This window comes from Francisella sp. LA112445 (genome assembly GCF_012224145.1).
Lineage (GTDB): Bacteria > Pseudomonadota > Gammaproteobacteria > Francisellales > Francisellaceae > Francisella.
Genome location: NZ_CP041030.1, coordinates 1,068,235 through 1,081,170, shown reverse-complemented (window position 1 = coordinate 1,081,170; position 12,936 = coordinate 1,068,235). Strand labels below are relative to the sequence as shown.

Below are 12,936 nucleotides of genomic sequence, written 5' to 3'. Positions count from 1 at the left end.
TATGTCATTATTAGAAGTTAAAAATTTAAATGTAAAATTCAAAACCAATGATGGTTTGATAAGTGCAGTTAATAATATTAGCTTTACACTTGATGAAAGTGAAACTTTAGGAATAGTTGGTGAATCAGGTTCAGGAAAAAGCCAAACAGTTTTAGCTCTTATGGGACTATCAGCCCCTAATGCTGTTATTACAGGTTCTGTAAAGTTAAATGGTCAAGAGTTAATTGGTATGAAGACTAAGGCTCTAAATCAGATTCGTGGGAATGATATTTCGATGATTTTCCAAGATCCTATGACTTCATTAAATCCATATATAAATGTAGAAGCACAGCTCTGTGAAACTATGATGATTCATAAAAACTGCTCAAAAGCGGAAGCAAGAAAACATGCTATAGAAATGTTAGATGCAGTACATATTCCTGATGCTAAAAATAGAATCAAATTATACCCTCATGAATTCTCTGGTGGAATGCGTCAACGTGTAATGATCGCTATGGCTCTTATGTGTAAGCCCAAGCTTTTAATAGCGGATGAACCAACCACTGCTTTAGATGTAACTGTACAAGCTCAGATCTTAAAACTATTAAATGGACTTCAAAAAGAGTTTCAAATGGCAACTATTTTGATTACCCATGACATTGGTGTTGTTGCAGGAGCTTGTGATAGAGTCATGGTGATGTATGGAGGTTCTTTAGTTGAATCTGCGGATATTAACGGTTTATTTAATAACCATTATCATCCTTATACTACGGGACTAATGGCTGCTACTCCTAGAGTTGATTTGCCAAAATCACAATTACAAGCAATTCCTGGTGAGCCACCTGATTTATCACATCTACCTAGAGGTTGTGCATTTTCCCCAAGATGTACTTATGCAACAGAAGCATGTATTGAAAGTGCACCTATACTTGAAAATATAGGAGCTAATAATACACATTTAGTAGCATGTTTTAATAGTAAAAATATTATAAGTCAGAGAGGTTAATAAAATAATATGACTGAAAATTCTTTATTAAACATTAGTGACTTAAAAATCCACTTTCCTCTTAAAAAATCATGGCCTTGGCAAGAAACAAGGTATGTTAAGGCAGTTGATGGTGTTTCTTTTGATGTAATCAAAGGTGAAACATTAGGTATTGTAGGTGAATCAGGCTGTGGTAAGTCAACATTAATTAGAGCTATTGTTGGACTTGTCAGTGCTACAGAAGGTAGAGTTGTTTGGGCAGGTAAGGACTTAACTGCTCTTAAGACAAAAAAAGCTTGGCAATCGGTAAGAAAAGACATACAAATGGTTTTCCAAGATCCCTTTGCATCATTAAATCCAAGAATAACTGTTGGTAATATTATAGCCGAACCTCTAAAAGTACATGAACCTAACCTATCCTCAAAAGAAAGGCGTCAAAGGGTTGAAGAAATTATGAAAATGGTAGGTTTGTCTCCTAAGCATGTAAACCGTTATCCTCACCAATTTTCAGGTGGGCAATGTCAGCGTGTTGGTATAGCAAGAGCTCTAATTTTAAAACCTACGATTCTTGTATGTGATGAGCCTGTTAGTGCACTAGATGTTTCGATCCAAGCACAAATAGTAAATTTGTTAAAAGATTTACAAAAAACTCTTAACCTAACTATATTATTTATTGCTCATAATCTAAGTGTAGTTAAGCATATTTCAGATAGAATTATGGTAATGTATCTAGGTAATGTGATGGAAATTGGCGAGTCAAAATCACTTTGTGATAATCCCCTTCATCCATATACTAAAGCATTATTATCAGCAGTACCTTTACCAGACCCTCACCTAGAGCGTAATAAGAAAATTCAGATTCTTGAAGGAGATTTACCCTCACCGATAAATCCTCCATCTGGTTGTGTTTTTAGAACTCGTTGCCCTATTGCAACACAAGATTGTTCTATATCAAAACCTGAGGTAAAAGAAACATCTGAAATACGAAAAGTCGCATGTATTAGAGCTTAAGCGCTATCTTTCAATCAAACTTATACTAGTCTTAATATCTAATCGATAAAATAAATTTCTACTATACCTTTGTTATTTTAAAAGTATAATTTGTTGTATTTATAATACTAAAATTTTTTAAAATGTTTAAAAGTATAAAGTTTCTACTGTTTTTTATAATATTTATAAGCTTTGGATATAGCCAAACAATAAGCGTTGCAGCTGTTCAAATGGTTATTAAGCAAGAATCTTTTGATCAATTTGCGAACAATATTGAAAGACTATCTAAGCAAGCTAAAGCTAAAGGAGCAGAGATAGTTGTTTTCCCTGAAGATAATTCCGTAAATCTAATTAATGACCTACCATGGAATAAACAAAGTATTGTTAAGCTTAGTAGTTATTATTCAAAAACAAAGAAATTAATTTCTCAACTAGCTAAAAAATTAAATATTGTCCTAATAGCTGGAACTATAGCTAAAAACGATAATGGTAAAATATCTAATACTGTTATAGTAGGCTTACCAAATGGAGAGATTGTAGAGAATGATAAAATATATCTGACTCCTGAAGAGAGAAATGTTGGTTATACAAAGTTTGGTAAAGATATTCTAGTCTTAAATTATAAAGGCACTAAAATTGCAATTTTGATATGTTATACAAGTGAGTTTCCAAACATATCTCAGAAGCTTTCAAAAATTAACCCTGATATAATTATAGTTCCATCATATACAAATGATCTTTATGGTTTAAATAGAGTTCATACTGCTGTAAAAATGTTATCAATACAAAATTTTGCTTATGGTGTAGTTGTTGGTATGGCTTCTGGATTAGATAAGGATCATACTCAAGGTGTAGATGGAGTTAGTCAAATACTATTTACTTCACCACAAAATAAGGCTTTTCCTCTTAACTATTTGGCTAAGGGTAATTTTAATAAAGAAGATGTTGTCATTGAAAAACTAAACATTTCTAAACTACACAAAGCACGCGTTGGATATGATGCCTTTCCAAATAAAGATATAAAATATAATACTAATCTAAGTTATAAATCTATAAGCTATCCAAAATAATCTTATTTAAAACAGTCTCACTTTATAAATATTTGCTATAATTTTTCCAGTATTAAATTATTCTAGTAGAACTGCTATGAAGTATACAAAATTAGGCAAAACTGATATTGATATTAGTAGAATATGTTTAGGTACTATGACTTGGGGTAGGCAAAATACCCAAGCAGAAGGTTTTGAGCAAATGGATTATGCTTTATCACAAGGTATTAATTTCTGGGATACTGCAGAAATGTATGCAATTCCCCCTACTGCTAACACATACGGAAAAACAGAAGAAATAATCGGTAACTGGTTTAAATTTACAAACAAACGTGATGAGGTAGTTTTAGCTACTAAGTTTTCCCCTATGCCATGGGCAAGAAATGAAAAAGATCCAATAACCAATAAAAATAATATTGTTGAAGCTGTAAACAATAGCTTAAAGCGTTTAAAAACTGACTATATAGATCTGTATCAATTTCATTGGCCCACAAATAGACCACATTATCACTTTGGTAATTGGTGGGATTTTGAACCTCTAGCAGGACAGCAAAATAAAGATCAAATAGTAGAAAATATTTACGAGATTCTGCTTACATGTGATGAATTAGTAAAAGCTGGAAAGATCAAGTATTTAGGACTATCTAATGATTCGGTTTGGGGTATTAATCAGTTTATTCGCTTAGCTGAGAAATATAACTTACCTCGTATTGAAAGTATTCAACATGAATACAATCTTAATAGGCGTAGAGATGAAACAGATGTGATGGAAACTTGTGCTTTAGAGGATATATCTTATTTAGCATGGTCTCCCCTTGAGCAGGGAGTTATAACAGGTAAATATCGTAATGGCGCACGCCCTGCTGGCACAAGAATGTCAGTGGAAATTTTAGATGGTCAAGAGGATCGTTATGGTTTTAGATTTGCAACTAATGATAATGCCGTAACAGAGTATATTAATGTTGCTAAAAAGCATAACTTAGATATCTGCCAAATGGCGATAGCTTTTACACTTAGAAAGCCATATATGAATTGCAGCATAATTGGAGCAACTACTATGTCACAGCTTAAGACAAATATTGATTCCATAAATTTGCAGCTATCTGAAGAAATACTTCAAGATATTGAGAAAGTCAGAAGAAAATATCCAGTACCTTTTTAAAACTCGCTAGCAATATTATTTGTTATAATGTCATAAAATTCAAAATTTACCATGATTTATGAAATATACAAAACTTGGAAAAACAGATATTAATGTTAGCAGAATATGTCTAGGAACTATGACTTGGGGAGAGCAAAACTCTCAGTCAGAAGGTTTTGAGCAAATGGATTATGCCCTATCTCAAGGAGTAAATTTTTGGGATACTGCTGAAATGTATCCAATCCCACCAAATCCTAAAACTTATGCTAAAACAGAAACAATCATAGGAAATTGGCTTAAGTCTAGACAAAAAAGAGAAGAAATTATTTTAGCTACTAAATTTTCGCCACTTCCTTGGGCTCGAGGTGAGGAAAATCCTACAATCAATAAGCAAAATATCATTACAGCTGTAGATAATAGTTTAAAAAGGTTAAAGACCGATTATATTGATCTTTATCAATTCCATTGGCCTACTAATAGATCTCATTATCATTTTGAGAATTGGTGGAATTTTGAACCATCACAACAGGGAGAATCTGCTAAACAACACATTTTAGATAATATCTTAGAAACTCTACAAACATGCGATGAGCTTATAAAAGCTGGTAAAATTCGCCATATAGGTCTTTCAGATGACTCTGCTTGGGGCGTAAGCCAGTTTCTAAAGCTTTCAGAGAAGTATAACTTGCCAAGAATAGCTAGTTTGCAACATGAATATAACTTATTACGTCGTAGAGATGAAACAGATGTCATGGAAACTTGTGCTTTAGAAGATGTTTCATATTTATCATGGTCACCTCTTCATGCAGGAATATTAAGTGGCAAATACTTAAATGGTAATGCTCCTGAAGGTAGTAGAATGAGCTCTCCTGAACGTAGATCTAGATATGCTGCAAAACTAAATCCTATAGTTGATGCAGCTGTAGAGCAATATATTGCAGTAGCTAAAAAACATAATCTAGATGTATGTCAAATGGCATTAGCTTTTACAATTAGAAAGCCATATATGAGCTGTAGTATAATTGGAGCAACTAACTTACAACAACTTAAAACAAATATTGGTGCTATAAATTTAGAACTATCTCAGGATGTACTTCAAGATATTGAGAATGTTAGAAGAAAATATCCTGTTGCATACTAAATTTATAATACTCAATTTTTTATTTCTTAACCGTACATTTTATTTGTTATAATCTTTTCAAACTCAAAAATTATTATTTAAAATGAAATATACTAAATTAGGAAAGACTAATCTCGATATCAGTAGAATATGTCTTGGAACTATGACTTGGGGATTGCAAAACTCACAAGCTGAAGGTTTTGATCAGATGGATTATGCATTAACTCAAGGTGTAAACTTTTGGGATACAGCTGAGCTATATGCAGTACCACCAACTCCTAATACTTATGGTAAAACAGAGGAAATTATAGGAAACTGGTTTGAATCTAGACAAAAAAGAGAAGAAGTCATTCTAGCTACTAAATTTTCACCTATTCCTTGGGCTCGAGGAGAAGAAAGCCCTATAATTAATAAGCCAAATATTATTACAGCTGTTGATAATAGTTTAAAAAGATTAAAAACTGACTATATTGATCTTTACCAATTTCATTGGCCCGTTAATAGACCTAACTATCATTTTGCTGATTGGTGGGACTTTGAACCATCACAAGGTGAGTCTACAAAGCAACAAATTTTAGATAATATCTTAGAAACTCTACAAACATGTGATGAACTTATAAAGGCAGGTAAAATTCGTCATATTGGCCTTTCGGATGATTCTGCTTGGGGTATTAGTCAATTTATAAAGCTTGCTGAAAAATATAATTTACCCAGAATTGCGAGTATTCAAAATGAGTATAACTTGCTGCGTCGTAGAGATGAAACTGATGTGATGGAAACTTGTGCATTAGAAGAGGTTTCATATTTACCATGGTCACCTTTACAAATGGGAATATTAAGTGGTAAATATCTAAATGGTAAAGTCCCTGCTGGTAGTAGACTTTCTGATGAAGTAATGGGTTCTGAAGAACAAAAGGCTAGATTTGCAACTAGACATAATCCAACGGTAGATAAAGCTGTAGAAGAATATCTTGCTGTAGCAAAAAAACATAATCTAGATGTTTGCCAAATGGCTATAGCATTTACAATTAGAAAATCATACATGACTTCTAGTATCATTGGCGCAACCAATCTGCAACAACTTAAAACAAATATTGAAGCTATAAATTTAGAGCTATCTGAGGATGTACTTGCAGATATCGAGAAAGTCAGAAGAAAATACCCTGTCCCATTCTAAAAAAGAATATCTATTTTTTTCTTAACCAGCTATATTATTTATTATATTTTTTAAATTCACTTTTTTTGTAAAGTATGAAATATATAAAGTTAGGAAAAACAAACATCGATATAAGTAGAATATGCCTTGGCACTATGACTTGGGGACAACAAAATACTGAGTCAGAAGGTTTTGAGCAAATGAACTATGCTTTATCACAAGGTGTAAACTTTTGGGATACTGCAGAAATGTATGCTTTTCCTAGAACTCCAGAAACTTATGGTAAAACAGAAGAAATAATTGGTAATTGGTTTTCAAAATATAAAAAAAGAGATGATGTTATACTTGCAACTAAATTCTCTCCGGTATCGTATATTAGAAATGAAGTTAATCCAGAAACAAATAAAGTCAATATTATTCAAGCTGTTGATAATAGCTTAAGGCGTCTACAGACAGATTATATCGACTTATATCAATTTCATTGGCCTACAAATAGACCTCATTATCATTTTAATTTATGGTGGGATTATGAGCCTACTAAAAATAATTTTGATAAATCTCAAATTATTGAAAATATTCTAGAGATTCTACAAACATGTAATGAGCTTATTAAAGTGGGTAAAATTAAACATATTGGAATATCAAATGATTCAGCTTGGGGAATTAATCAATTTTTAAACCTTTCTGAAAAATATAATTTACCACGAATCCAAAGCCTTCAAAATGAATATAATTTATTACGCCGTAGAGATGAAACTGATATTATGGAGATATGTGCACTTGAGAATATTTCATATCTAACATGGTCCCCTCTAAATATGGGAGTATTATCAGGGAAATATCTAAATAATAAACGCCCTAGTGAATCGCGCATGTCAAGTAGATTCCTTTCTAATCAAAGTTTAAAAGATATGCTAGCTTATAGACTAAATGTAAAAGATGAGGTTATAAATAGTTATATTAATATAGCTAAAAAACATAACTTAGATATATGTCAAATGGCAATAGCATTTACAATTCGTAAACCATATATGAGTTCTAGTATAATTGGTGCAACATCAATGGAACAATTAAAAACAAATATTAGCGCTATTAATCTTGAGCTATCACAGGAAGTATTAGCAGATATAGAAGAAGTAAGAAAAAAATATCCAATTCCTTTTTAAAATGAGTAATAAAACGAACAATCAAATATATTTTTTATTATTTATAATATTTTTTAGTGTTGTTGGTGCCTCAATGCCCTATGCTATTTTTGCACCTTTATTTATTAATGATCATAGTTTATTTCCTTATGCATCCCAAGAAATACTAAATATTGGACTAGGGTTTACTCTAGCTGCATATCCTATGGGACAGTTTATAGGAGCACCTATTATTGGTAGATTTTCAGATAAATATGGACGTAAAAAAATTTTAATAAATACACTTATTTTTTCAGCTATTGGGTATTTTTTATCTTTTATTTCAATATCTAAAGGTAGTGTATTCTTGTTGATTATAACAAGATTTATGACAGGAGCTTTTGAGGCTAATTATGTTGTAGCTCAAGCATTTATTGTTGATATAACAAAAAATAAACAAAAAGACTTAGGTAAATTATCCGCAACAGCATCTTTAGCCTATGTTCTTGGTCCTATTATAGGTGCGGTATTATGTAATCATCATATAATATATTGGTTTGACTATGCTACCCCTTTTCTTTTTGCAGCCTTTGTGTCTATTATATTAATGATATTAGTGAAATATAAACTTACAGAGAGTATGCCAAAAATATCTTCAAAGAAAATAAACATATTTGAAGAATTTAGGATTATTAAAAATTTGTCAAATATTACTAAGAATGATTCAATAAAAATACTACTATTTAGTAGTACATTTTTATCATTATCTATTCTAACCTATTATGAGTTTTATCCAGTAATACTTGCTAATAATTGGAATATGAAATCTATGACTATTGCAATACTAACAGCAGTATATAGTATAAGTCTTTCTATAAGTGTGTTGTATCTTCCTTCATTCTTAAATAGAAGATTCTCATTAAAGAAGAATTTATATTTGATGTTTAGTATTATGCTCATAGGCTATCTTTTATTAGTCTCTAATAATATTTATTTGGTCATTTTACAGTTTGCCCTTCTTGGGTTGGCATTTGGTACAGCTAATAATTTACAACTAGTTATGCTTTCTGATATTGCGCCAGATGATAAGCAAGGTGAAATCCTAGGTTTACGCGCTTCTTTATCAATGTTTGGAAATGCTATTGTATGTATATTTGGTGGATTTATTATTATATTTTCTGTTAATTTTACAGCTCTAATAAGTATAATTTTTATATTACTAACTACTCTTGGAATAACTCTTTTAAAGAATAAGAAAGCTTAGATCTCTAAAAAGTTCTTTAAAGTCTCTAAACCACTCTCTGTTAAATATGCTTCGGGATGGTATTGAACTCCATAGATTTTTGCTTGTTTATGTTCAAAGGCCATAATCTCATTATCACCTGTCATAGCTATGATCACTAAGGGATCTATAATTTTATCAACTATTAGCGAGTGATAACGCGTAACATCAAAGCTATCGGCAAGATTCTTATATAGTTTAGATTTTTTTATTTGAGAGATTCTGGAAAGCTTTCCATGATATATTTGTTTAGCTTTTATTATATTAGAGCCATAATATTGAGCTATTAATTGATGACCTAAGCATATTCCTAGTAAAGGTATATTATTTTGCTCACAGTACTCAATAACTGAGTATTTATCTTTTAGCTCATTAGGATGTCCTGGACCTGGACCAATTATGATATGACTATACTGAGTGATATCATCTATTTCCTGATCTGTTTTTTTGATACATACCTCATGCCCAAGGTAGGTTATATAGTCAACTATAATATTAGTAAATGAATCATAATGATCAATATATAAAACCATTTTAGACCTCTAGGTATGCAGGTATCAAACCTCTAACACTATTAATAAGATATATTTTATCTGCTGAGTTTAAATCATTTATAGTTAAATGCTTAGGCTCTAATTTTTTTTCAATTATCATTGATCTTCTAGCTACTCCATCTAATACACCATCATCTAGCTTTGGTGTATAGAACTGTTTATCTTTTTGTATAACTATATTATGAAATCTAGTTTCTGTAATATAATTATTTTCATTTAAAAATATCAGCTCACAATCTGTTTCTGTAGCAATATACTTACTATGCATTTGAGTATAAAAACCACGCGTAGAATCATGAGTTGTTTTATATTGAAATAATTTGTATTTAGAGTTTATTTTTTCTGGACAAATTATTAGTTTTATAGGCTTTATGACTCTTGTGTCGATATGATTATGCTCAATAATAAAAGACTTATCATAATTACATTCAAGACGTATCTTATATTCTTTATTTTTCTCTAGTTTCGTAGAATAAGTTTCTAACCGGTTTTTAATATAATTTATATCTACATCAAAAAACAATCTTCTAGCAGAGCTTTCAAGACGCTCTAAATGTAAATTTAAATATTTAAATCCATTATGGTAATAAAGACTCTCAATCAAAGAAAAGCTTGGCTTATAAATCTTTTTAATAAACCCTATTTTCGTATCCATCTCATGCCATTCAGATTCTGCATCCGAGTATACAGTTATACCGCCACCAACTCCTATTTGCATATTATTTTGATATTTTTGAATAGTACGAATTGCTACATTAAAGCACATATCATTATTAGGTAAAATATAACCAATACTTCCGGTATAGACACCCCGTTTCTGTCTTTCTATTTTGGCTATCAATTCCATAGTTCTTCTTTTAGGAGCTCCTGTTATAGAACCACATGGAAATAAATTATCTAGAATTTTCTTAAATGATATTTGTTTGTCAATGTTAGCAGATACTTGTGATGTCATTTGTAGAAGATTTTTATATTTTTCTATTGAGAAGAGTTCATCTACTTTAACTGTATGAGTATCTGCTATTGCTGATAAATCATTTCTTAATAAATCCACTATTATCAAATTTTCTGCTTTATTCTTATCACATGACTTTAACTCTTGTAATGCTTCTAGATCTTTTTGCTCATCTCCACTAAGTCTAGCAGTTCCCTTCATAGGATTTACAACTATCTTATTGTTTTCTTTTTTAAAAAATAGTTCTGGTGAAATAGAGATTATATCTGGTTTTAAAAAAGGTAGATATGCTGCATATTTGACAAGTTGTGTTTGTTTTAAACTCTCATATAATCCTAAACTATTAAACTTAGAATTTGCGTAAATATTTTTAGTTAGGTTAATCTGATAGCTTTCACCATTAATAAGTGCTTGCTGAACTTTCTCAAAATCTACTAAATAATCATTAAAACTAATATTATCTAACATTAAATCTAAAGATTCTTCATTACAGAAAGAACTAGGAATATCATAGCTAAGGTTTTCAAATGCTACAAAATGGAGTAAATTCTCATCATTATTAGGTAACCGTAAGTCTTTTAGTTCATCTTTAAGGTAATAGCCTGCTTCATAACTAATATACCCAGCTAAATATAGTCCCTGTTGTTGTAGCATCTCTAGCTCACAAAAAGCTAGATCTAAAGAATCTTTATCACAAGCAATAATTTCTTTAATAGGATTGTAAAAATAATAGTTTTTACTATTTGTCAAAGTATCTTCAAATATAGCAAACTGAGGAAGTGTTTTAGAGCTCATTGTTTATTAATTCTTTTAGCTTTTTTCTATCTATCTTACCTGTTACTGTCATAGGGATCTTATCAAGATATAAGATGCCATCTAGCTTCTTATATTCAGATACATATTTAGTAAGCTCTTTATTTATAGAGTCTAACGAATATTTATTTTCAGTAACTAAAAATGCCCAAATATTTTCTCCCCATATTTTATCGTATTTTCCAACAACTACACAGCTTTTAATTCCAGGTATTTTTAAAATAGAATTTTCTAATTCAATTGGTGATATATTTGAGCCACATTTGATTATAATATCTTTATACCTACCATAAAAAGTAAGCTCATATTTTTGATTATCAAAACTGCCAATATCCCCAGTTTCTAACCATTCATCCTTATTGTTTAAAGGAAGAATATTATTTTTAATAAAGATCTTACCATAGTTATTATTTGTAAATTTAGAGATCTTCACTTTAGTATCTGAGAAAATCTTTATAGTATTAGAGCTACTAGCATTTATATTTTGACCGTAGCCAAAAACTTCTGTCATACCAATTCCATTTAATAATGGTATACCTAACTTTTGTTTGACTAAATTACTCAAAGATTCTGATGCTATATCTCCAGCAACACTTAAATAGCGTAAATTGTGATTTTTAGTAACATTCTCTTGGGTTAAGAAATGATACATCGTTGGTAATAACGCTAAAGCTGTTATATTAGATTGATTAATAATTTCAGCAACTAGTTTGGGGTTAAACTCTGGAATAATTGTAATATCTAACCCCATAACTAAAGCTGGCAAAATCTGGTATGAAAATGCAAATGCATGATTTATTGATAAGGCTACTAAAAGATGATCATTAGATTGCAGACCTAAATCATCAACTCTATTTTGTGCATATTCTATAATCTGATCAATATTGTGGAGATGTTTCTGATAGAAACCTGTTGTTCCTGAGCTTACATGAGCTACTATAGTTTTTTCAAATATTTTATAGTCTTGTGTTTTAGGTAAGTTTTTAAAAAAGTCTACTTCATTTCTTATATAAAGTATTTCCAATTTATCTAATTCTAAATGAGATGCTTTATCTGTTATAAATAGTGAATTATCCTCTAGTATTCCTTCAAGCTCTGAATCAATTAGTCGAGGATTAATTGGTACAAAAAGATCTATATCTGCTATCCAGCTAGCTATATATAAACTAATTGATAATGGTGAATTTTTTAGATTAGAAAATATTTTTTTATATTTATAAGATTCAAGAAATCTTGCTAAACGATAAGATTTTTCTAAGATTTCTTTATATGAGTATTTTCCATTAGCAAAGAAAATATACCTATCTTCATTATGATTTTTTATATTTTCTAAAAAATTTCTAAGTTGACTCATTTCTAAGTAATTGATTATCTAAGTAATTGCTAATATGATATATTAAATTAAAATTTTATATTTAACATCTTTTAATAAAATGCGACAATCTTTATTTTTAAATGAATTAGAAATTTATGTTAGTCTAGGCTGTTCTGCTGAAGAAAGAGCTTATAAACAAATGATTAAGCTTGATATAGAGCTAGAGTTTACTGAGAATTATTCTGCTAGTGATACTGATAATTTAGAAGAAACTATCTGTTACTATACGCTGAGAAATAATATCCAAGAGTTTTGCAATAATATAAGTTGTAACCTTATTGAATATTTAGCCAAACAAATATTCTTATTTATTCAAAAAAATTATACTAATGTAAATCTAAAATATTTAAAACTTATAAAAGCTCCTCCTGTTTCTCAAATGAAAACGGCTAGTTTTATTATTAGGAATTAAT

General features: G+C 30.1%; 12 protein-coding genes. 9 read left to right on the top strand and 3 right to left on the bottom strand.

The genetic code is table 11. The features are described 5' to 3' along the window. The first annotated feature begins 1 nt into the window (after position 1). From FIP56_RS05315 to FIP56_RS05280, 8 genes are all read left to right on the top strand, one after another. Positions 2-985 carry an oligopeptide/dipeptide ABC transporter ATP-binding protein gene (locus FIP56_RS05315; RefSeq protein WP_192577906.1) on the top strand — a complete coding sequence of 328 codons (984 nt, stop codon included), beginning with the start codon at positions 2-4 and terminating at the stop codon, positions 983-985. 9 nt (positions 986-994) lie between these two features. Next, positions 995-1,975 (top strand): dipeptide ABC transporter ATP-binding protein, encoded by a 981-nt coding sequence (locus FIP56_RS05310; RefSeq protein ID WP_192577905.1) that lies wholly within the window; start codon positions 995-997, stop codon positions 1,973-1,975. 122 nt (positions 1,976-2,097) lie between these two features. Then, positions 2,098-3,024 (top strand): nitrilase-related carbon-nitrogen hydrolase, encoded by a 927-nt coding sequence (locus tag FIP56_RS05305; RefSeq protein WP_192577904.1) that lies wholly within the window; start codon positions 2,098-2,100, stop codon positions 3,022-3,024. Positions 3,025-3,100: 76 nt separating this feature from the next. Further along, positions 3,101-4,165: an aldo/keto reductase gene (locus FIP56_RS05300; RefSeq protein WP_192577903.1), complete on the top strand. Its 1,065-nt coding sequence runs from the start codon at positions 3,101-3,103 to the stop codon at positions 4,163-4,165. A gap of 58 nt (positions 4,166-4,223) precedes the next feature. After that, entirely contained in the window at positions 4,224-5,285 is a 1,062-nt protein-coding gene (locus tag FIP56_RS05295) for an aldo/keto reductase (protein ID WP_192577902.1), read from the top strand. 82 nt (positions 5,286-5,367) lie between these two features. Further along, the gene (locus FIP56_RS05290; protein ID WP_192577901.1) at positions 5,368-6,441 is read left to right on the top strand and encodes an aldo/keto reductase; all 1,074 of its coding nucleotides are present in this window, start codon (positions 5,368-5,370) and stop codon (positions 6,439-6,441) included. A 74-nt stretch (positions 6,442-6,515) separates the two neighbouring features. After that, positions 6,516-7,586 (top strand): aldo/keto reductase, encoded by a 1,071-nt coding sequence (locus FIP56_RS05285; RefSeq protein ID WP_192577900.1) that lies wholly within the window; start codon positions 6,516-6,518, stop codon positions 7,584-7,586. A 1-nt stretch (position 7,587) separates the two neighbouring features. After that, a complete protein-coding gene (locus FIP56_RS05280; protein ID WP_192577899.1) occupies positions 7,588-8,808 on the top strand; it encodes an MFS transporter in 1,221 nt (406 codons plus the stop codon). On the opposite strand, the gene FIP56_RS05275 is transcribed toward FIP56_RS05280, so the two are convergent. The 3 genes from FIP56_RS05275 to FIP56_RS05265 are packed head-to-tail and all read right to left on the bottom strand — an operon-like array spanning position 8,805 to position 12,502. Then, positions 8,805-9,359 (bottom strand): aminodeoxychorismate/anthranilate synthase component II, encoded by a 555-nt coding sequence (locus FIP56_RS05275; RefSeq protein ID WP_192577898.1) that lies wholly within the window; start codon positions 9,357-9,359, stop codon positions 8,805-8,807. The genes FIP56_RS05280 and FIP56_RS05275 overlap by 4 nt on opposite strands. A gap of 1 nt (position 9,360) precedes the next feature. Further along, complete coding sequence (locus FIP56_RS05270; RefSeq protein WP_192577897.1) at positions 9,361-11,130, bottom strand: chorismate-binding protein; 1,770 nt, start codon at positions 11,128-11,130, stop codon at positions 9,361-9,363. Further along, positions 11,120-12,502 carry a class I adenylate-forming enzyme family protein gene (locus tag FIP56_RS05265; protein WP_192577896.1) on the bottom strand — a complete coding sequence of 461 codons (1,383 nt, stop codon included), beginning with the start codon at positions 12,500-12,502 and terminating at the stop codon, positions 11,120-11,122. The genes FIP56_RS05270 and FIP56_RS05265 overlap by 11 nt, the downstream gene beginning before the upstream one ends. A 79-nt stretch (positions 12,503-12,581) precedes the next feature. On the opposite strand from FIP56_RS05265, the gene FIP56_RS05260 reads away from it, so the two are divergent. Further along, on the top strand, positions 12,582-12,935 hold the full coding sequence (locus FIP56_RS05260; protein ID WP_192577895.1) for a dihydroneopterin aldolase: 354 nt from the start codon (positions 12,582-12,584) through the stop codon (positions 12,933-12,935). The last annotated feature ends 1 nt before the right edge of the window (position 12,936 follow it).

What these genes read in the sequence shown, in the direction of transcription:
- FIP56_RS05315 (WP_192577906.1), top strand. Translation starts at nt 2, where the DNA reads ATGTCATTATTAGAAGTTAAAAATTTAAATGTAAAATTCAAAACCAAT.
- FIP56_RS05310 (WP_192577905.1), top strand. Translation starts at nt 995, where the DNA reads ATGACTGAAAATTCTTTATTAAACATTAGTGACTTAAAAATCCACTTT.
- FIP56_RS05305 (WP_192577904.1), top strand. Translation starts at nt 2,098, where the DNA reads ATGTTTAAAAGTATAAAGTTTCTACTGTTTTTTATAATATTTATAAGC.
- FIP56_RS05300 (WP_192577903.1), top strand. Translation starts at nt 3,101, where the DNA reads ATGAAGTATACAAAATTAGGCAAAACTGATATTGATATTAGTAGAATA.
- FIP56_RS05295 (WP_192577902.1), top strand. Translation starts at nt 4,224, where the DNA reads ATGAAATATACAAAACTTGGAAAAACAGATATTAATGTTAGCAGAATA.
- FIP56_RS05290 (WP_192577901.1), top strand. Translation starts at nt 5,368, where the DNA reads ATGAAATATACTAAATTAGGAAAGACTAATCTCGATATCAGTAGAATA.
- FIP56_RS05285 (WP_192577900.1), top strand. Translation starts at nt 6,516, where the DNA reads ATGAAATATATAAAGTTAGGAAAAACAAACATCGATATAAGTAGAATA.
- FIP56_RS05280 (WP_192577899.1), top strand. Translation starts at nt 7,588, where the DNA reads ATGAGTAATAAAACGAACAATCAAATATATTTTTTATTATTTATAATA.
- FIP56_RS05275 (WP_192577898.1), bottom strand. Translation starts at nt 9,359, where the DNA reads ATGGTTTTATATATTGATCATTATGATTCATTTACTAATATTATAGTT.
- FIP56_RS05270 (WP_192577897.1), bottom strand. Translation starts at nt 11,130, where the DNA reads ATGAGCTCTAAAACACTTCCTCAGTTTGCTATATTTGAAGATACTTTG.
- FIP56_RS05265 (WP_192577896.1), bottom strand. Translation starts at nt 12,502, where the DNA reads ATGAGTCAACTTAGAAATTTTTTAGAAAATATAAAAAATCATAATGAA.
- FIP56_RS05260 (WP_192577895.1), top strand. Translation starts at nt 12,582, where the DNA reads ATGCGACAATCTTTATTTTTAAATGAATTAGAAATTTATGTTAGTCTA.